The sequence below is a fragment of the Nocardiopsis quinghaiensis genome (assembly GCF_008638365.1).
Lineage (GTDB): Bacteria > Actinomycetota > Actinomycetes > Streptosporangiales > Streptosporangiaceae > Nocardiopsis > Nocardiopsis quinghaiensis.
The window spans coordinates 93030-112077 of the sequence record NZ_VWVU01000003.1; the positions used below are offsets into that span (position 1 = coordinate 93030).

The 19048-nt window shown below is 72.8% G+C and carries 18 protein-coding genes; 8 read left to right on the forward strand and 10 right to left on the reverse strand.

What is annotated here, in order from left to right; translation table 11 throughout:
- Positions 1-247: 247 nt before the first annotated feature.
- A complete protein-coding gene (locus FYX01_RS09215; protein WP_190394247.1) occupies positions 248-1324 on the forward strand; it encodes a hypothetical protein in 1077 nt (358 codons plus the stop codon).
- Between the two features lie 288 nt (positions 1325-1612).
- A complete protein-coding gene (locus FYX01_RS27350) occupies positions 1613-1840 on the forward strand; it encodes a GNAT family N-acetyltransferase (protein ID WP_449406780.1) in 228 nt (75 codons plus the stop codon).
- 82 nt (positions 1841-1922) lie between these two features.
- Here FYX01_RS27350 and FYX01_RS09225 read toward each other — a convergent pair whose 3' ends face one another.
- From FYX01_RS09225 to bla, 9 genes are all read right to left on the reverse strand, one after another.
- Positions 1923-2555 carry an MBL fold metallo-hydrolase gene (locus tag FYX01_RS09225; protein WP_150239584.1) on the reverse strand — a complete coding sequence of 211 codons (633 nt, stop codon included), beginning with the start codon at positions 2553-2555 and terminating at the stop codon, positions 1923-1925.
- Positions 2552-3637 (reverse strand): S-(hydroxymethyl)mycothiol dehydrogenase, encoded by a 1086-nt coding sequence (locus tag FYX01_RS09230; RefSeq protein ID WP_150239586.1) that lies wholly within the window; start codon positions 3635-3637, stop codon positions 2552-2554. The genes FYX01_RS09225 and FYX01_RS09230 overlap by 4 nt, the downstream gene beginning before the upstream one ends.
- 103 nt (positions 3638-3740) lie before the next feature.
- Positions 3741-4616 (reverse strand): LysR family transcriptional regulator, encoded by an 876-nt coding sequence (locus FYX01_RS09235; protein WP_150239588.1) that lies wholly within the window; start codon positions 4614-4616, stop codon positions 3741-3743.
- A gap of 450 nt (positions 4617-5066) precedes the next feature.
- Positions 5067-5567: a hypothetical protein gene (locus tag FYX01_RS09245; protein WP_150239589.1), complete on the reverse strand. Its 501-nt coding sequence runs from the start codon at positions 5565-5567 to the stop codon at positions 5067-5069.
- A gap of 112 nt (positions 5568-5679) precedes the next feature.
- Positions 5680-6126 (reverse strand): MarR family winged helix-turn-helix transcriptional regulator, encoded by a 447-nt coding sequence (locus FYX01_RS09250; RefSeq protein WP_150239591.1) that lies wholly within the window; start codon positions 6124-6126, stop codon positions 5680-5682.
- Positions 6127-6251: 125 nt separating this feature from the next.
- Positions 6252-7061 carry a peptidoglycan recognition protein family protein gene (locus tag FYX01_RS09255; protein WP_150240054.1) on the reverse strand — a complete coding sequence of 270 codons (810 nt, stop codon included), beginning with the start codon at positions 7059-7061 and terminating at the stop codon, positions 6252-6254.
- A 340-nt stretch (positions 7062-7401) separates the two neighbouring features.
- A complete protein-coding gene (locus FYX01_RS09260; RefSeq protein ID WP_150239593.1) occupies positions 7402-8514 on the reverse strand; it encodes a phosphatidylinositol-specific phospholipase C domain-containing protein in 1113 nt (370 codons plus the stop codon).
- A gap of 142 nt (positions 8515-8656) precedes the next feature.
- Positions 8657-9007, reverse strand: a complete 351-nt coding sequence (locus tag FYX01_RS09265; RefSeq protein ID WP_150239595.1) for a DUF3817 domain-containing protein — start codon at positions 9005-9007, stop codon at positions 8657-8659.
- 182 nt (positions 9008-9189) lie between these two features.
- A complete protein-coding gene (bla, locus tag FYX01_RS09270) occupies positions 9190-10116 on the reverse strand; it encodes a class A beta-lactamase (RefSeq protein ID WP_150239597.1) in 927 nt (308 codons plus the stop codon).
- 212 nt (positions 10117-10328) lie between these two features.
- Here bla and FYX01_RS09275 point away from each other — a divergent pair, with 212 nt between their 5' ends.
- Positions 10329-11216, forward strand: a complete 888-nt coding sequence (locus tag FYX01_RS09275) for a LysR family transcriptional regulator (RefSeq protein ID WP_150239599.1) — start codon at positions 10329-10331, stop codon at positions 11214-11216.
- Positions 11213-12115 (forward strand): serine hydrolase, encoded by a 903-nt coding sequence (locus FYX01_RS09280; protein WP_150239601.1) that lies wholly within the window; start codon positions 11213-11215, stop codon positions 12113-12115. The genes FYX01_RS09275 and FYX01_RS09280 overlap by 4 nt, the downstream gene beginning before the upstream one ends.
- Before the next feature lie 67 nt (positions 12116-12182).
- Here FYX01_RS09280 and FYX01_RS09285 read toward each other — a convergent pair whose 3' ends face one another.
- Positions 12183-13079 carry a LysR family transcriptional regulator ArgP gene (locus FYX01_RS09285; RefSeq protein WP_150239603.1) on the reverse strand — a complete coding sequence of 299 codons (897 nt, stop codon included), beginning with the start codon at positions 13077-13079 and terminating at the stop codon, positions 12183-12185.
- Positions 13080-13152: 73 nt separating this feature from the next.
- On the opposite strand from FYX01_RS09285, the gene FYX01_RS09290 reads away from it, so the two are divergent.
- From FYX01_RS09290 to FYX01_RS09305, 4 genes are all read left to right on the forward strand, one after another.
- Positions 13153-13773, forward strand: a complete 621-nt coding sequence (locus FYX01_RS09290; RefSeq protein ID WP_223830370.1) for a LysE/ArgO family amino acid transporter — start codon at positions 13153-13155, stop codon at positions 13771-13773.
- A gap of 226 nt (positions 13774-13999) precedes the next feature.
- A complete protein-coding gene (rhaI, locus tag FYX01_RS09295) occupies positions 14000-15178 on the forward strand; it encodes an L-rhamnose isomerase (RefSeq protein WP_150239605.1) in 1179 nt (392 codons plus the stop codon).
- Positions 15166-17280, forward strand: coding sequence for a bifunctional aldolase/short-chain dehydrogenase (locus tag FYX01_RS09300; RefSeq protein WP_190394248.1), 2115 nt, complete (start codon positions 15166-15168; stop codon positions 17278-17280). The genes rhaI and FYX01_RS09300 overlap by 13 nt, the downstream gene beginning before the upstream one ends.
- Positions 17277-18758: a rhamnulokinase gene (locus FYX01_RS09305; protein WP_150239609.1), complete on the forward strand. Its 1482-nt coding sequence runs from the start codon at positions 17277-17279 to the stop codon at positions 18756-18758. The genes FYX01_RS09300 and FYX01_RS09305 overlap by 4 nt, the downstream gene beginning before the upstream one ends.
- Positions 18759-19048: the final 290 nt, after the last annotated feature.

A 19048-nucleotide genomic window follows, 5' to 3' on the forward strand; every position in this document is an offset into this window, starting at 1 on the left:
TGTGCGGCCAGGTCGTGACGCTCCGCGCGGATCGCCACCAGGGCCTCCCTTGGTGCCAGGCGGCGGGCGCGGTCACCGCCCGGCGCGCATCCCGGCGAAGCGGGTCGCCGTTGTACCCGAGCACCGGGGAATCGGAAATGGAATTTCGGGAAAGGCGTGTGCTAATCTGGCCGGGTAAGGGTCGCGGGGAAGGGGTGATCGCCTTTCTTGTATGTGCTTGCGGTCATTTCACGAGTATTATCCTGATATGCCGAAACCCCTTTCCTTCGTTGTGCTGTCCGCGTCGGTCATGACCCATCCCCGAAGGAGCGGCTCCGCCCGGCGGGTCCTGGACTCCCTGGGCATCGCGGACAGCGCCTTGGCCCTGGATCCCGAGCCCGAGGGGCCGCCCAGCTCCCTGCGCGCCTCGGGGGTCGCCTTCACCGACGCGGCCCGCCTCGACTCCACCCACCACCTGGTCCTGCAGGACGACGTACGCGTGTGCGCCGGTTTCCCGGAATCCGTGCGCGGGATCGCGGAAAGGCACCCCGAAGCCGCGGTCTCCCTTTTCGTGGAATGGGGTTCGCGCACCGCCCACCTGGCCCGGTGGGCGGTGTTCACCGGTGCCGGAGCGGTTCCCGTCATCAACCCCTACATGCCCACGCTCGCCCTGCTCCTGCCCCGGGGCCTGGCGGTCGACATGGGCCGGTTCATGAAGGACGCCGATGGCCGCTCCGACGACCGCGCCGCCTTGCGGTTCCTGCGGGAGCGCGGAGTGCCCACCCTGACCGTGGTGCCCAACCTGGTGGAGCACGACGACCTGCCCAGCCTCAAGGGCAACGACGACCACGGGATGCGGCGCTCGGTCTGCTTCGCCGCGGAGGGCGCACGCTTCGACGGTACGGTCCTGGACGTTCCCCCGCTGCTGCCGTTCCTGCGCTGGAACACCTGCGACGCCGTGGTCGTCGACACCGCCCACGACGTGCCCGAGGCCCACCGGCCCACCCTGGAGGTGCTGGAGGAGTGGGGCGCGGCACCGGGGGAGCTGCGCCGGGCGTGCGCCGGACACCTGGGTGCCGGCTCCGGTCCGCTGTTCGCGCTCTGGCTCACCGCCGTGGCCCTGGGCGCCGTCCAGGAGCGGCACTGGCCGGGCACCGTGGCCGGACTGCGCGACCGCCTGGACGAACCCCCGGTCCGGCGCGCACTGGCCACCCTCGCACCGGGGGCGTTGCGCGTCTTCCTCGACCCCGACCGGCTCGCGGAGCGCTCCGACCAGCTGGTACCCGCGCTGCTCATCGCCATGGAGCACGGCAGGGACCTCACCACCGCGGACCAGCACGCCTGAGCGGACGAAAAACCGTGGTGCCCGTCGGGGCCGAAACGTAGGGTGCCTCCATGCATTCTCCCTCCCTCCGGCTGGCGGAGATCACCCCCGACAACGTCGTCACCGCCTGCAAGGTGAAGGTCCGCGAGGACCAGAACCGGTTCGTCGCCCCCGTGGAGCGCTCCCTGGCCGAGGCCTACGCCGCCCGCGAGACCGCGTGGCCCCGGCTGGTCATGGACGGCGACGAGGCCGTCGGGTTCGTCATGGCCAACTTCCAGCCCGAAGAGCCCGAACCGGACTTCCGTTGCGGTGTCTGGCGGCTCAACATCGCCGAGGGCAGGCAGGCAGGGCCGCGGCTACGGCCGGTTCGCGGTCCAGGCCGTGTGCGAGGAGGCCCGGCGCCGGGGCAACGACCGCGTCACCGTGATGTGGGTGCCGGGCGAGGGCGGCCCGGAGGACTTCTACCTCAGGCTCGGTTTCCGCTCCACCGGGCGGGTGCTGGAGGGCGAGACGGTCGGCGAGATGCTCCTGCGCTGACGCGGTCCGGACGGCGCGGCCGCCGGGGCGCGTGGTGCGCCCCGGCGGCCGTCGGCTTCCGGACCGGTCCGGGGAACACGTCTCAGTGCCCCCGGTCGATCCACTCCTGCAGGTGCGGTGCCTCGGCACCGATCGTGGTGGAGGGACCGTGCCCGGTGTTGACCACCGTCTCCTCCGGCAGGCTGAGCAGCCGGTCGCGGATGGACTCCACGATCGTGGGGAAGTCCGAGTAGGAACGCCCCGTCGCCCCGGGGCCGCCCTGGAACAGGGTGTCCCCGCTGAACAGCGCACCCAGCTCTGGGGCGTACAGGCACACCGCGCCCGGGGCGTGTCCCGGGGTGTGCAGCACGGTCAGCTCGGTCCCGGCGATCTTGATGGTCTGCCCCTGGGACAGCTCGGCGTCGGGCGCCCTGTCGGGATGGGTCATGTCCCACAGCACCCGGTCGGCCGGGTGCAGCAGGATGGGCGCGCCGGTGGCGTCGGCGAGCGCCGGGGCGGCGTTGACGTGGTCGCTGTGCCCGTGCGTGCACACCACCGCCACCAGTTCGCGATCGCCCACCACGCCGAGGATCGCGTCCGCGTCGTGCGCCGCGTCGATCACCAGGGCCTGGTCGCGGTCGCCCACCACCCAGACGTTGTTGTCGACCTCCCACTCTCCGCCGTCCAGGGCGAAGGTCCCCGACGTGGTCAGGTGCTCCACTCGTTCGGCGCTCACAGCATCACCACCGATCGCAGGACGTCGCCGCGCTCCATGCGGGCGAAGGCCTCCTCGACATCGTTCAGTCCGATCTCCTCGGTCACGAAGCCCTCCAGGTCCAGACGGCCCTGCAGATACAGGTCGACGAGCATGGGGAAGTCGCGCGAGGGCAGGCAGTCGCCGTACCAGGAGGACTTCAGCGCGCCGCCGCGGCCGAAGACGTCCAGCAGCGGCAGGTCCAGGCGCATCTCCGGAGTGGGCACGCCGACCAGGACGACCGTGCCCGCCAGGTCGCGGGCGTAGAAGGCCTGTTCGTAGGTCCTGGGCGTGCCCACGGCGTCGATGACCACGTCGGCGCCGAAACCGCCGGTCAGGTCGCGGATGGTCTCGACCGGGTCGGTGTAGGAGGCGTTGACGGTGTGGGTGGCGCCGAAACCGCTCGCCCATTCGAGCTTGCGGTCCTCCAGGTCCACGGCGATGATCCGGTTGGCCCCGGCCAGGCGTGCGCCGGCGACCGCCGCGCTGCCCACGCCGCCGCAGCCGATGACGGCGACCGAGTCGCCGAGCCCCACGCCCCCGGTGTTGATGGCGGCGCCGATACCGGCCATGATCCCGCAGCCGAGCAGGCCGGCCGCGGCGGGGGAGGCCTGCGGGTCGACCTTCGTGCACTGCCCGGCGGCGACCAGGGTCTTCTCGGCGAACGCGCCGATGCCCAGGGCGGGGGAGAGCTCGGTGCCGTCCTCCAGCGTCATCCTCTGCTCGGCGTTGTGCGTGTCGAAGCAGTACTGGTGCCGTCCCCGGCGGCAGGCGCGGCAGTTCCCGCACACCGCACGCCAGTTGAGGACCACGTGGTCACCGGGCTCGACGGTGGTCACGCCCTCGCCCACGGAGTCCACCACACCGGCGGCCTCGTGCCCGAGCAGGAACGGGAACTCGTCGTTGATGCCGCCCTCGCGGTAGTGCAGGTCGGTGTGGCACACCCCGCACGCCTGGACCCTGACCACGGCCTCGCCCGGTCCCGGACCGGGGACCACGATCGTGGTCAGTTCGACGGGTGCTCCCTTGGCACGGGAGATCACCCCTTGTACCCGCTCGGACATCCTTGCTCCCCACATGTGGCCGGAGGCGGCGCGGGTGCGCACCGCTTCCCGTCACCATGCCCCGCAGGGCTCGCACATGTCCAACAGGTGGTGCCTGTGGGATTCATGAGTCGGAGTCATCAATCGGGTGCTCCCCGCGCAACAGGTCGAGGAAGGCCCGGGTGGCGGCGGAGGGCTTCGCGCCCCTGGGCGTGGCCAGACCGACCCTCCACCGTGTGTCGCTCGGCAGCGGTACGCTCCGCAGCCCTGCCGCCTGCGGCTTGTCCACGACCGGGCGCGGTACCACCGCCACACCCATCCGTCGGTGCACCAGGTCCAGCAGGGTGTAGACGTCGTTGACCTGCAGCGCCACGCGACGGGTGATGCCGAACTCGCCGAACGCCCTGTCCGCGCAGTCGCGCGCGCCCCACCCCGGGTGCAGGTCCACGTAGTCCTCCCGGGCCAGCATCGACAGCACGTCCTCGCCGTCGAGCGCGTGGTCGGGGGCGGCCAGCAGCATCAGCGGTTCCTCGGTGATGTGCCGCAGGTCCACCCCCTCCTCCGAGAGCAGCGTTCCCGCCACCAGGGCGGCGTCCAGGCGCCCGGCGCGCAACTGGTCCAGCAGCTGCCCGGTGGCCGCCTGCTGGAGGTTGATGGCCACCTCGGGATGCCGGGAGCGGTAGCCGTGCAGCAGCGGAGCCGCCTCCACCACCCCCATGCACTGCTCGGTGCCCAGGGACAGGGTGCCGCGCACCCCCTGGTGGTCGGCGACCATCTCCCTGAGCCCGTCCGCGGCGGTGAGGATGTGCTGGGCCTCGGTGAGCAGGAGCCGCCCGGTCGGGGTGGGGATCACCCGCCGGGTGGTGCGCAGCAGCAGCTGTGTGCCCAGGTCCCTCTCCAGCGCGCGGACCGATGCCGACAGACCCGACTGGGTGATGCCGAGGAGCTCGGCTGCCCGGGTGAAGTGCTGCTCCTCGCACACGGCGGCGAAGTGTCTCAATTGTCGAAGCTCCACCGCGCCAGCCTAGTCATCCGGTCAGGCGGCGGCTCTCGGCGGCCGGGGTCGAGCCCCGCGCCCAGGCCGCCGTCGCCGGGGAAGACCTGGACCGGGCCGAACGGTCGCCGCGCCGCCGCCCGGAGTGGAACCGGCGTGCGGACGGCCGGACCGGCACGGCGTTCGTCCTCACCCAGTCGGGGCTCGTCGCGGGGCGGCGGGCGAGGCGGGACAGGCGCTGGAGTCGCACGGGCGGGCCCATGCGGAGGCCGAGCGCAGCGGGCCCCCGGGCGGTCGCCCCGGTGCTGGGACGTCGACCGGATCACCCGGCGACTGGCCGAGTGAACGGACGGCCGCCCCGGGCGCGGATCCGGTGCAGGGCGAGGAGGCCGCCGAGGCCCGGGACGAAGGCGCGCCACCCGGTTCCGGAGGGTGCGTCCGGAACCAGCGCGCCGGTCACTCCGCCGCGCCGGGGCGGACGATCATGAGTACGACGACGACCGCCCACACCAGGTTGTAGATCCCGGCGAGCATCGACAGCGTGCGCAGCCCCCGGGGGCCGCCCGGCTCACGGAGCGCGTCGCGCTGGCGCGGGTGGATCTGCGCGGCGAGCAGGACGCCCGCGGCGGCGGTCAGGAGTATCGCGACGGTGATCCAGACCTCGCCCATCCGGCCCTGGAGGAGGGCCAGGGCGATCCCTGCCACGGGGACGATGATCCCGGCGACGGCGTAACCGCGGGTGATGCGGTGCAGCAGTGCGGCCACGGCGGGGTTGCGCTCGCCGGGGGAGCGCGCCCCGGGCCGCGTGTCCTCGGTCGGGGAGGCGGTGCTCCCGACGGCGGCGGGGACACCGCCGGCGACCGGCGCGAACCGGGGGAAGAGGCTGGTCGCGACGGCCGAGCCGCCGACGAACACGATGGCGGCCAGTACGTGGACCGAGAGCAGCAGGTGTTCCATGGGGTCTCTCTCATCCTTCAGGTTGCCTGAAGCCTACTCCCTGCTTCAGGTAACCTGAAGCAGGGGGCGGCCCACGGCCCCGGAAGGGCCGGTGGAAGAGGGAGGGAGCCGGTCAGGAGGCGCCCGGGGCACCGAACGCGGCTCGTACGGCGTCGCCCACCTGCCGCTGGACGGGATCGGCGTCCGGTCCGAACATCCCGGTGTCCACCGCCGACACGGCCTCCTTCGCCGCGTCGAGCAGGCGGGCGCCCTCGCGCGTGAGCTCGATCGCCGAGGCGGTCCCGGCCCGGGCCGTCTGGTCGCGCACGAGCCCGGCGGCGGCCAGCGACTTCACCGAGCCGTGCACGCTCTGGACCGTGATCCCCGACATCCGCGCCAGCTCGCTGAAGGAGGCGCCCGGAACCCCGGCGATGTGGCCGAGCAGTCCGAGCCGGGCCACCGTGAGGTCCAGGGGCGCCAGCGCGGTGTTCAGTTCGGCCTCGACCCTGCGCGCCAGGGTCAGGATGATGACGGACGGACTGGTCACGGGCGGACCGGGGCGGCGGTTCTCGGTGCTCACCCTCCCAGTCTCCCCCACCGTGCGGGGCGGGCCCGCACACCGGGACCCGCCTGCCCGGAGCCCCCCGGGCCGGTGCTGTGCCGTGGAAGCGCCCGGTGCCCGCCAGTGACGTTTCCGGCCGTCTCCTAGCGGGTGAGGTCGTCCGGGCCCCGGGCGGGGCCGTGGTAGAAGGCGCGGTCCGGCTCGTCCTCGGGCACGGGCGGATGGGTGGGTCCCCCGTCGTCGGGGACACGGCGGGCACCGAGCCTCACGTCCGGGGTCCGCATCACGTCGGCGACCGCGTCGCGCAGCTCGGGGAGCATCGCGTACAGCACGTAGCCGGGGCATGCGGTGGCGTTGAAGTCGCGGTGGCCCAGGATCGCGGTGTGCGGATCGAGCCCGTAGGCCCCGCACAACCACGCCAGGGTCGCCACCAGGGAGTCGGTCAGGGCCGCGGTGGGCCCCTCCGTCATGTAGGTGCCCTCGTTCTCGATGCCGATACAGGTGCTGTTGTGGTTGGCCACGTGGGCGCCCAGGACGTGGCTGCCCTCGCGGACGGCCGCGAGGCTGCGGTCGCGGCCCTCCATGACGTGGCCGCCGCGGCTGATGGTCAGCTGCTGTCCCGTGTCGAGCCACCCGTTGGAGTCCATGTGGAAGCTCTGGATCGCCCGGGACAGGGCGAGCGCGTGGTCGAGCGAGCGGTCGGCGCTGTTGGCCGTCGCGGTGTGGTGGACCAGGACGTAACGGGGCCGGGCGGCCAGGATCTGGACCCGGCCCGCGGGCGGGCGGGCCCGCCAGTCGGCCCGGGTGTACAGGGACGGTTCCACCACCTCGGCGGAGGCGCTCGTGGCGCCGACCGGGGCGAACGTCCCGCCGAGGACGGCGGAGCCCGAGGCCACGACCGCTCCACGCAGGACGGTGCGTCGGTTCGGACCTGGCCGGTGGGTGCTGTTCATGGCGGTCATGGCTGATCCTTCGCGGTTCGTGTGGCGACTTGCCGGTCCGTCAGGGAACGCGAGATGTCCACGGTGCGCGCGAGGGTGACGTGGTGAGTCTCCCGGCCGTCGAACGGTCGAGGCGTCAGCCCCTCAACCAGGTGGACGTAAGCGGATGGATGCGTACAAGGCTGCGGGGAAACGATAGGGCGGACATGTGCGGTTTCTGCTATTCCGTCCCGCCTCTTGGCGGGTCCTTTCCGCTGTCCTCGACACGTCTTTTCCGGGTCGTCCCGCAGAACGCGGGAAGGGGACCGCGGCTTCGCGCCGCGATCCCCCTCCCTGACGGGTTCCGGTGGTGTCAGCCCAGTTCGGAGCCGTGCGGAGCGACCATGGAGAGCACATGGGGCAGACTTGCCCAGTCGCTGGTGACGGTGGTCGCGCCCAACCGGGCGAGCTCGCGGACGCGGGCGGCGGCCTCGTCCTCGGAGGGGGTGCGCGCGTCGATCGCCGGGGACACGGCGTGGGCGTCGGTCATCACCAGCAGGTAGTCGTTCTCGCCGTACCAGGAGGTGTCGACGCCCCCGGCGTAGGAGGGGGCGCTTCCGTCGAAGACCACGAACCACGGGCGCAGGTCCTCGTCGTAGCGCTCGCGCGGGTCACCGCTCTCCGCGCCCAGCACGGCCGGGAACGTGGCCGCCTCGTCGACGGCCCCCTCGGCGGCCAGGTCGCGCAGGCGCGCCGCCTGCTCCTCGTCCGTCCACAGGTCGTCGAAGGGGTTGCCCTTCTCGAAGGTGCCGGGGGTCAGGTAGACGACCACCCTTCCAGCCAGGGTGTCGCGGGAGGGGAGTGCTGTGCCGAAGGCATCCGTTGAGGGTGTCCCACCTCCCGCGAAGCGGCTTCCGGGCGGTGGCGGGAGACGGGAGGGCCAGCCGTCGGCGCGTACGGCCTCGTCCAGGGTGTCGTGGGCGCCGAGCAGGTCGCCGGGACGGAACAGAGCGTCACCGAGCACCTGGTCGGCGAGCGCGTCGAACTCGGCGGGGCCCAGTCCGGAGGCGGAGTGGTAGCCCTTCTTCAGTTCGACCTTGAGCAGCAGCGGCTGGTGGCCGGGGTTGGCCTCGTGCCAGGTGCGCACGTCGCGCAGGCAGTCGGCGAGGTCGCCGTCGCCGCCGTCGCGAAGCTGCTCGGGGGCGGTGGCGCCGACGCAGTTGTTGTCCTGGCCCACCAGTTCGTGGTTGACACGCCAGGTGCCGAACCACTCGTCGGTCCACACGTCCAGTTCCAGGAGCCCGGCGCCGGAGTCCAGGGCGTCGGCGAAGTAGGGGAACGTGCCCGTCTGGTAGGCGTTGTGCACGCCCACGGAGGTGGTCCGGGAGAGGGGGCCCTCGGCGGCCGAGGCACTGGCGGGGACGGCAGGGGCCAGGGTGAGGACGAACGCGGCGCAGGTGAGCGCGGCCGTGCGAGCGGGGGGCATGGGGGTCCTTCCGCAGCGGGGGTTACTGACTGGTTGTCAACCAAGCACAGGTCACCGTGTGTGCGCAAAGGGTGACATGCCAGAAAATGGCGCTGGGCCCAACAGGACGTGAAGTCCCGTCGGGCCCCGCGAACGGTTCCGGTCAGGCCACGGGCTCGGAGGCCCCGTCCTTCTCCTCGGCGCGGAACGCCAGCCGCCCGGTGCGGTGCAGCCACCAGTCCGCGACCACGGTGCCCACGGGAGGGATGGACGCGGCCAGGGCCACCAGGGTCGGCCACAGGCTCCAGCGCAGGTGGAGCGCGGCGAGGACGGTGACGACCACGTAGGCCACGAAGGCCCCGCCGTGCAGGGGGCCGAAGAGGTGCACGCCCGCCTCGCTGCCGCTGCCCAGGTACTTGACGTACATGCCGCCCAGGAGACCGATCCAGGTCAGGGCCTCGATGACCGCCACCACGCGGAAGACGGTCGCTGTGACACGGGGACTGATGCTCACGCTGTTCCTCGGACTCGTTCGGGCTCGCTCGGGCCGGACACCGGCGGCTGCCGGACACCTCTCCGGTCCGGGCCGCTCCCAGGTTAGGACACCCTTTCGGGTGCCCCGCTCCGGGGCGGGCGGTGCGGAAGCGCGGTCTCCTTCGCCACGCGTCCGCACCGCCCGTCCGCACCGTACGACCGCTAGGCCAGGGCCTCCACGACGACCTCGGCCGCCTCGGCGATCAGCGCGTTGTCGTACTCGGCGTCCTCCTCGTCACGGCTGGACATGACCGCGAGGACGATGGGCTCGCCCTCCGGGGGCCACAGGACGGCGATGTCGTTGCGCGTGCCGTAGCCCCCGCTCCCCGTCTTGTCGCCGACCTCCCAGCCCTCGGGAACCCCGGCGCGGATCAGCTCGTCCCCGGTCACGTTGTTGACGAGCATGTCGGTGAGCACGTCGCGCCGGTCCTCGGGCAGCGCGTCCCCGAGCGTGAACTTCCGCAGGCTCTCGGCCATGGCGCGCGGCGTGCTCGTGTCACGGACGTCCCCGGGCGCCGCCTCACTCAGTCCCGGCTCCACGCGGTCTGCCTCGATCACGTCGTCGCCGACGGCCTCCATCGCCTCCTCGAACCCGTCCGGGCCGCCCAGCTCCTCGAACAGCAGGTTGGCCGCGGTGTTGTCGCTGTAGCGGACGGCGGCGTCGGTCAGCTCCATCAGGGTCATCCCGGTGTCCACGTGCTGTTCGGTGACGGGCGCGTAGCCGAGCAGGTCGTCCTCGGTGTAGGTGATGACCTCCTCCATCTCCTCCGGCGTGTTCCGCTGGAGCACCGCGCCCGCGGAGAACGCCTTGTGGGTGGAGCAGTAGGCGAACCGCTCGTCGGGGCGGTGCGCGATCTCCTCCTCCGTGCCGGTGTCCACCGCGTAGACGCCCAGCCGCGCGTCGAACTCCTCCTCCAGCCGCTCGAACTCCCGGGCGAGCTCGGCGGAGGCTTCGGAGGGCTGGGAAGCCGCCGACGCCTCCGCCTCCGTGGCGGTACCGGAGCCGGGCGGTCCGCAGGCGGTGACGGGGACGAGGACGAACGCGGCCAGGGCCGCGAGTCCGGTACGTCGGGCGGGTGAAAGCACCATCTGTCTGTTCTTCCTGTCCTGGGCGATGCGTGTCGTACGACCGTTCTGGACAATCTGATCCAGAACGGGAGCCGTGGTGGAACGCCCCAGGGGGCGCCACACACGCCGCGCCCCCTGCCGGGGCGGCCTCTGCCAGCAGTCTGACCTCCGCCGACGATGCTGTCCAAGACGGAAACAGACACTTCCATGCGGAAACGGCATAGTGTGGGGCCATGGACCTCGTCGGCGCCTGCAGGGCGTTCGTGAACGTGGGCGAGAGGGGCAGCTTCACCCTCGGGGCCGCCGCCGCGCGCATACCCCAGCCGGTCGCCAGCAGGCGTATCGCCGCCCTGGAGAAGCACCTGGGCGCGCGCCTGTTCGACCGCTCCACCCGCCGGGCGACCCTCACCCAGTTCGGCCGCGACATGCTGCCCTCGGCCAGGCGCCTGGTCCAGTTGGCCGAGGAGATGGAGCACGACGCCGAGAGGGCGGTGCTCCGTCCCCTGCGCCTGGCCGTGCCCGACACCTGCGCCGCGCGCGACCTCGCCCTCCTGGGCGCCGAGGCCCGTGAGGAGGGCGTCCACCTGGACTTCCGCCCCGCCGCACCCGCCGCGCGGGCCGAGCTCCTGGGCCTTCGGGAGGTCCGCGCGGCCCTGGTGGGCGTGCCGCCGGACGAGGCCGCCTGGAGGGTTCCGCTGGGCCTGGCGGGAGCAGGACAGCCCCGGGCCGGGGTCGTCTACGTCGAGACCCTGCGCCTGTCCCGTGACAGGCTGTCCTCGCGCGGGCGCCGCGTCTGGCTCCAGCCCGAGGACGACGTCCCCCACGTGCGCGACCCCCTGACACGCCTGCGGGACTCCGTGGGCCTGCGGCCCGCGCAGGTGGCCTCCGCCGCCTCCCTGGCCTCCGCCGCCGCGGAGGTCCTGGGCTCGGACGACCTTCTGCTGTGCTCACCACGGCAGGCCGAGGAGCTGGGACTGTACTGGCGGCCGACGGGCGAGATCCGCCTCGCCCGCGGCTATGACGTGGCCGCCGAAACCGGGGACGAGGCCGAGCGCCTGCGTACGCTCCTGGGTCGGACGATCGCCCGTTGTCTGGGCGCGGAGGAAGAGGAGGCGGTGTGAGTGCCACGGCCCTGATCCGCGAGCTGCGCGGCGAACTCGACGAGGCGGGCCTGCGGGGCTCCTTCCTCGTACGGGACCTGAGCACGGGCGGGGAACTGGGCATCGAGCCGGACCTGGAGTTCCCGACGGCCTCCCTCGTCAAGATTCCGCTCGCGATCGCCACGCTCGAACGCGTACGCGCGGGAGAGCTCGACGGCGCCGAACAGATCCTCGTGGAGCCGGGCAGGAGCACCGTTCGAGGACACACCGGGCTGACCAAGTTCCGCCACCCGGTCCGGGTCAGCGTCGAGGACCTGCTCTACCTCAGCACGTGCCTGAGCGACAACACGGCCACGGACGTCCTGTTCGACCTCACACCGCCCGCGCGGGTCGCCGCGTCGCTGCGCGCGTTCGGCCTGCGCGGTGTCACCGTGCGGCACACGATCCGCGACCTCGGCGACACCCCGGCCAACCGGCTCGACCCCGACGAGGTCCACCTCGCCCATCTGCTGGCCATCGGAGAGGGCACCGCCGGGCGGGGGCACCGGATCGCGCAGCTCGACGCCACGCGCGCCAGCTCCGGGTCGGCCCGGGCGTTCACCGACCTGATGGAGGCGCTGTGGCGGCCCTCGGCCATCGACGCGGAGGTGGCCGCGCGGGTACGGGAGCTGATGGGCGACAACCTCCTGCGCCACCGGCTGGCGCCCGAGTTCACCTCCGACGCCTCCCGGTGGTCCTCCAAGACCGGGAGCCTGCTCAACCTGCGCCACGAGGTCGGGGTGGTCGAGCACGACGGCGGCCAGGCCTTCGCCGTCGCGGTGCTGACCGAGTCGCGTGTGCCCGCCTTCCAGCAGCCGGGGGCCGAGGCGCTCATGGCGCGGGTGGCGCGGTCCCTGCGCGACCACCTGCGCGCGCGGTAGCCCCGGGGCCGGCGGGGGTACCCCGTGCCTCGTGTGCACGCGGCCGCGCACCGCCGGGGAAGGGCGCCTACAGCGGGTGCAGGCGGGCCGCCGCGCCCGCGCGCACGGCCTCGGAGACCGCGTCCAGGACCGGTGAGCGCAGGTTCCACCGCTGCCAGTACAGGCGCACGTCCACCGGCCGGTCCGGTGCCAGCGCCACCAGGCGCCCGGCCGCGATGCCGGCCGAGCACTGCCGCTCGGGAACCACACCCCAGCCGAACCCGAGCACGACCGTCCGGGCGAAGTCCTCAGAGGCCGGAATGTAGTGCCGGGGCCCGCGGGGCTCGGCTCCGGCGGACTCGCGCAGGAACCGGTCCTGCAGGTCGTCCCTGCGGTCGAAGTTGACCACCGGCGCGTACGGGAGCAGCTCCGGGTCCGCCCGGCCGCCCAGGTACTCGTCGTCGAAACCGGGGCTGCACACGGCGTGGTAGCGCATCGCGCCGAGCCCGGCCACGGCGCATCCCTGAACCGCCTCGGGGGTGGAGGTCACGGCGGCCATCACCGTTCCCGAGCGCAGCAGTGAGGTGGTGTGCTCCTCGTCCTCGCGGTGGATCTCGAACACCGCTCCCAGCTCGGCGGGCAGGTCGGCCAGCGCCTCCAGGAACCAGGTGGACAGGCTGTCGGCGTTGACGGCCAGCGGCACCGACACCCGGCCCCGCTCCCGGTCGCCCATCCGGAGCTCGGCGGCGGTGTCCTCGTCCAGCAGCAGCACCTGGCGGGCGTAGCGCAGTACGGCGTCCCCGGCGGCGGTGGTCCGCACCGGGTTCGTGCGCTGCACCAGGACCTTGCCCGCGGTCTGTTCCATCGCCCTGACCCGCTGGGACACCGCCGACGCCGTCACGTGCAGCCGTCGCGCGGCGGACTCGAAGGTGCCCTCGTCCACCAGGGCGGTCAGGGTGCGCAGGTGGTCGAACTGGAACGGCATATGAAGCCTCTCTCAGGGATCCTAAGAAAGTTTAGCTTTACTGCATGGGGTGCGCGCTCCTAACGTTCTGACGGTGAACGCGACCCTTCTCCCCGCCCTGCTCGGTTTCGGCACCGGGCTGGCGCTCATCGTGGCCATCGGAGCCCAGAACGCCTACGTCCTGCGGACCGGTATCGAGGGCCGCCTCGGCGCGGTCCTGCCGGTGGTGCTGGTCTGTGCCCTGTCCGACGCCGCGCTCATCACGGCCGGAGTCCTCGGCGTCGGCGCCGTCGTCGAGGCCGCCCCGGCCGCCGTCGTCGTGGTCCGCCTCCTCGGCGCGGGTTTCCTCCTCGTCTACGGCCTGTCCGCGGTGCGCCGGGTCCTGCGTCCGGGCGCGCTCGTGGTCGGCGGCGGGCCCGGGGGCGGCCGTGGGGCCGCCGTGACGACGGCACTGGTGCTCACCTGGCTCAACCCGCACGTGTACCTGGACACCGTGGTCCTCCTCGGCTCCCTCGCCAACCAGCAGGACGGCGGCGCCCGCTGGTGGTGGGCGGCGGGCGCCGTCACGGGCAGCTTCGTGTGGTTCTTCGGTCTCGGCTTCGGCGCGCGGCTGCTGCGTCCCCTCTTCGCCCGGCCGGGTGCCTGGCGCGTCCTGGACGCGCTCATCGCCGCCGTCATGCTCACCCTGGGCGTACGCATGGCCCTGGGATCCTGAGGGCGCCGCACGTCCACGGCACCGCCCTTCCGGCCCCGTTCGGTTGTACGCACCTGTAATAAAACGATTCAAGAGCTGAGATGTACGCTGACCAGGGGAGTCGCTGGGTACGTCTTGACATGCGAGAAGAGCTGGGGGTAGTTTCAGCGAAACCTGAGTGAAACGATTCAATCGCTCGCTCGCCGGCCCCACCGACAGTCGTGTCCTCCCCGAACGGAGCCCCACCGTGGCAGCACTCCCCGAACGCCGCGCGGACGCCCTGGACGTCCTGCGGCGCCAGCACATCGAACTCCCCTCCTGGGCCTTCGGGAACTCCGGTACCCGGTTCAAGGTGTTCGCGCAGCCCGGCGTACCCCGCGACCCCTGGGAGAAGGTCGCCGACTCCGCCCAGGTGCACAGGCTCACCGGCGTCGCCCCCACGGTCGCCCTGCACATCCCCTGGGACAAGGTGGACGACTACGCCGCGCTCGCCGCCCACGCCCGCGACCTGGGCATCGGTGTCGGCACGATCAACGCCAACGTCTTCCAGGACGACGACTACAAGCTCGGCAGCGTCACCAACCCCGACCCGGCGGTGCGCCGCAAGGCGATCGACCACCTGCTGGAGTGCGTGGACGTCATGGACGCCACCGGTTCGCGCGACCTCAAGCTGTGGTTCGCCGACGGCACCAACTACCCCGGCCAGGACGACCTGCGCGCCCGCCAGGACCGCCTCGCCGAGGCCCTGTCCGAGGTCTACGGCAGGCTCGGCCCCGACCAGCGCCTCCAACTGGAGTACAAGCTCTTCGAGCCCGCCTTCTACGCCACCGACGTCCCCGACTGGGGCACCGCCTACGCCCACTGCCTGGAACTGGGCGAGAAGGCCGTGGTCTGCGTCGACACCGGCCACCACGCCGCGCACACCAACATCGAGTTCATCGTCGCGTTCCTGCTCCGGGCGGGAAAGCTCGGCGCCTTCGACTTCAACTCGCGCTTCTACGCCGACGACGACCTCATGGTCGGCTCCGCCGACCCCTTCCAGCTCTTCCGCATCATGTACGAGGTCGTGCGCGGCGGCGGCCTGGCCACCGACACCGAGGTCGCGTTCATGCTCGACCAGTGCCACAACATCGAGCCCAAGATCGCCGGGCAGATCCGCTCGGTCATGAACGTGCAGGAGGCCACCGCCAAGGCCCTGCTGGTGGACACCGACGCGCTCGCCGACGCCCAGCGCGAGGGCGACGTCCTGGCCGCCAACGCCGCCCTGATGGACGCCTACAACACCGACGTGCGCCCCATGCTCGCCGACCTGCGCGCCGACCAGGGACTGGACCCCGACCCCATGGCCGCGCACGCCCGCTCCGGCTACGTGGAGCGCGTCGTCGAGGAGCGCAAGGGCGGCGCACAGGCCGGGTGGGGCGCGTGAGCCAGCCGCCGACCACGCCAGAGCACAGCAGTACCGAACAGGGAGACACCGTGCCCGACTCCGTCGTCGAACAACTCCTCGTCCGCAGCAACACCCTCGGCTCCGACCCGCGCAACACCAACTTCGCGGGCGGCAACACCTCCGCCGCGGGCACACGCACCGACCCCGTCACCGGACAGCCCGTCGACCTGCTGTGGGTCAAGGGCTCCGGCGGCGACCTCGGCACCCTCACCGAGGACGGCCTGGCCGTGCTGCGCCTGGACCGCCTGCGCGCCCTCGTGGACGTCTACCCCGGCGAGGAGCGCGAGGACGAGATGGTCGCCGCCTTCGACCACTGCCTGTTCGGCAAGGGCGGCGCCGCACCCTCCATCGACACCGCCATGCACGGCCTGCTGCGCGCCGCGCACGTGGACCACCTGCACCCCGACTCCGGTATCGCCCTGGCCACCGCGGCCGACGGCGAGCGCCTGACCCGTGAGTGCTTCGGCGACCGCGTGGTGTGGGTGCCCTGGCGGCGCCCCGGATTCCAGCTCGGCCTGGACATCGCCAAGATCGCCGAGGAGAACCCGAACGCCATCGGCGCCGTCCTGGGCGGCCACGGCATCACCGCCTGGGCCGAGACCAGCGAGCAGTGCCAGGCCAACTCCCTGGAGATCATCCACACCGCCGAGCGCTTCATCGAACAGCGCGGTCTCGGAGAGCACGGCCGGTCCCAGCCCTTCGGCCCCGCCCTGGACGGCTACGGCGCCCTGCCCGCCGACGAGCGCCGCGAGCGCGCCGCCGCCCTGGCCCCCGTCATCCGCGGCCTGGCCTCCACCGACCACCCCCAGATCGGCCATTTCACCGACAGCGACGTGGTACTGGACTTCCTGGCCTCGGCCGAGCACCCGCGCCTGGCCGCACTGGGCACCTCCTGCCCCGACCACTTCCTGCGCACCAAGGTCCGCCCCATGGTGCTCGACCTGCCCGCCGACGCTCCGCAGGAGCAGGCGATCGCGCGGCTGCGCGAACTGCACGAGGAGTACCGGGCCGAGTACCGCGCCTACTACGAGCGCCACGCCGACCCCGACAGCCCCGCCATGCGCGGTGCCGACCCGGCGATCGTGCTGGTCCCGGGCGTGGGCATGTTCTCCTTCGGCAAGGACGCCAAGACCGCGCGCGTGGCGGGCGAGTTCTACGTCAACGCCATCAACGTCATGCGCGGAGCCGAGACGGTCTCCACCTACCGGCCCATCGAGGAGTCGGAGAAGTTCCGCATCGAGTACTGGGCGCTGGAGGAGGCCAAGCTGGCCCGTCTGCCCAGGCCCAAGCCGCTCGCCACCCGGATCGCCCTGGTCACCGGCGCGGCCAGTGGCATCGGTAAGGCGATCGCCACCCGGCTGGCTGCCGAGGGCGCGTGCGTGGTCGTGGCCGACCTGGACGCCGACAAGGCCGCCGAGACCGCCGCCGAGCTCGGCGGCGCGGACACGGCCGTGGGCGTGGCCTGCGACGTCAGCGACGCCGACGCGGTGGCCCGCGCCCTCGGCGAGGCCGCGCTGGCCTTCGGCGGGGTGGACCTGGTGGTCAACAACGCCGGGCTGTCCATCTCCAAGCCGCTGCTGGAGACCACCGAACGCGACTGGGACCTGCAGCACGACGTCATGGCCAAGGGATCCTTCCTGGTCTCCCGTGAGGCCGCGCGCGTGATGACGGCCCAGGGCATGGGCGGCGACATCGTCTACATCGCCTCCAAGAACGCCGTGTTCGCCGGGCCCAACAACGTCGCCTACTCCGCCGTCAAGGCCGATCAGGCCCACCAGGTGCGGCTGCTCGCCGCAGAACTGGGCGGCGAGGGCATCCGGGTCAACGGCGTCAACCCCGACGGGGTGGTGCGCGGTTCGGGCATCTTCGCCGGGGGATGGGGAGCCCAGCGGGCCAAGGTCTACGGGGTCAAGGAGGAGGACCTGGGCGCGTTCTACGCCAAGCGCACCATCCTGGGCCGCGAGGTACTGCCCGAGAACGTCGCCAACGCGGTGTTCGCGCTGACGGCCGGGGAGCTGTCGCACACCACCGGCCTGCACATCCCCGTGGACAGCGGCGTCGCCGCCGCGTTCCTGCGATGAGCGCCGCCAACGGCACGGCGGTCCACGCAGCCGTCGACCTGGGCGCCTCCAGCGGGCGGGTCATCGCCGGGCGGATCGAGGACGGGCGGCTGCGCACCGAGGAGGTCGCCCGCTTCCCCAACGGGCCGGTCACCGTACCCGCCGGGAACCGCTCCACCCTGCACTGGGACGTGCTGTCCCTGTACGCGGGCGTGGTCGAGGGGCTGCGGCGGGCCGCCGAACCCCACGGGCTGGCCTCGGCCGGAGTGGACTCCTGGGCGGTGGACTACGGCCTGCTGGACGCCGACGGCGTCCTGATCGGCAACCCCGTCCACTACCGCGACGCCCGCACCGACGGGGTGCCCGAGCGGGTGTTCGCGCACCTGCCCGCGGAGGAGCTGTACGCGGTCAACGGGTTGCAGGTGCAGCCGTTCAACACGGTGTTCCAGCTCGCCGCCGCCTCCGGGGACGCCCAGCTGGCGGCCGCCCGCGCCCTGCTGTTGGTGCCCGACCTGCTCGGGTACTGGCTGACGGGGGAGCGGGTCGCCGAGCTGACCAACGCCTCCACCACCGGCCTGGTGGACGTGCGCGAACGCCGCTGGGCCGGGGAGTGCCTGGACCTGCTCCGGGAGCGCTACGGTGTTCCGGCGCGGGAGCTGCTGCCCGCACTGGTCGAGCCGGGAACCGTCGTCGGAACCGTCCGCGACGGTGCGGCGGGCACACCGCTGGTGGCGGTCGGCTCGCACGACACCGCCTCCGCCGTGGTGGCCGTGCCCGCCGCCACCCCCAACTTCGCCTACGTCTCCTCGGGGACGTGGTCGCTGGTGGGGGTGGAGCTGGACGAGCCCGTGCGCACCGAGGCGAGCCGGTCGGCCAACTTCACCAACGAGCTGGGCGTGGACGGCACGGTCCGCTACCTGCGCAACGTCATGGGCCTGTGGGTGCTCCAGGAGTCGCTGCGCGTCTGGCGGGAGCGGGGCCGGGAGGTGGACCTGCCCGACCTGTTGGCGCGGGCCGCCCGCGTGCCCGCGCTCTCGTGCGTGGTGGACGTGGACGATCCCCGGTTCCTGCCGCCGGGCGACATGCCCGCGCGTATCGCCGCTTTCGCCACCGAGACCGGACAGCGCCCGCCGGAGACCGACGCCGAGGTGGCGCGGTGCGTGGTGGACTCGCTGGCCCTGGCCTACCGCAGGGCGGTGCACCAGGCCGCCGAGCTGAGCGGGACGGACGTGGAGGTGGTCCACGTGGTCGGCGGGGGATCGCGCAACGAGCTGCTGTGCCAGCTCACCGCGGACGCCGTGGGCCTGTCGGTCGTCGCCGGGCCCACCGAGGGCGCCGCCATCGGCAACCTGCTGGTGCAGGCCCGCGCGGTCGGGACGGTGGAGGGCGGTCTGGCCGACCTGCGCCGGATCGTCGCCGGCTCCACCGAGGCCGGCCGCTACGAGCCGACCGGGCCGCAGGCCCCGTGGGAGGCCGCCGAGCGGCGGCTCCGGGGCTGAGGTTCCGCACGCGTGAGGGTCCCGCCGGGGATACGGCGGGACCCTCGTCCCGTTGCACCAGGGCCGTCGGTGGAGGGCCGAGGGGCCGGTCCGCGCGGCGAGAGGCGAGGGCGGGGCCGCACGTGACGACGGGGCCGGCGCTCGCGGAGGAGCACCGGCCCCGTTCGGTCCGTTGTCAGGAGAGGGAAGCCTTCGCGGCGGCGCGGTGGGGGCGGCCCGTCCGGGCGGGACCCCCGTTCCAGGGACGGCGCCCGCGGGATGGCGCGACCGTGGGACCCCGCCCGGCCGGT

Bases quoted from the DNA above. Each gene is read 5' to 3' on its own strand.
- FYX01_RS09215 (WP_190394247.1), top strand. From the start codon at position 248: ATGCCGAAACCCCTTTCCTTCGTTGTGCTGTCCGCGTCGGTCATGACC.
- FYX01_RS09230 (WP_150239586.1), bottom strand. From the start codon at position 3,637: ATGTCCGAGCGGGTACAAGGGGTGATCTCCCGTGCCAAGGGAGCACCC.
- FYX01_RS09245 (WP_150239589.1), bottom strand. From the start codon at position 5,567: ATGGAACACCTGCTGCTCTCGGTCCACGTACTGGCCGCCATCGTGTTC.
- FYX01_RS09255 (WP_150240054.1), bottom strand. From the start codon at position 7,061: ATGAACAGCACCCACCGGCCAGGTCCGAACCGACGCACCGTCCTGCGT.
- FYX01_RS09260 (WP_150239593.1), bottom strand. From the start codon at position 8,514: ATGCCCCCCGCTCGCACGGCCGCGCTCACCTGCGCCGCGTTCGTCCTC.
- bla (WP_150239597.1), bottom strand. From the start codon at position 10,116: ATGGTGCTTTCACCCGCCCGACGTACCGGACTCGCGGCCCTGGCCGCG.
- FYX01_RS09275 (WP_150239599.1), top strand. From the start codon at position 10,329: ATGGACCTCGTCGGCGCCTGCAGGGCGTTCGTGAACGTGGGCGAGAGG.
- FYX01_RS09285 (WP_150239603.1), bottom strand. From the start codon at position 13,079: ATGCCGTTCCAGTTCGACCACCTGCGCACCCTGACCGCCCTGGTGGAC.
- FYX01_RS09305 (WP_150239609.1), top strand. From the start codon at position 17,277: ATGAGCGCCGCCAACGGCACGGCGGTCCACGCAGCCGTCGACCTGGGC.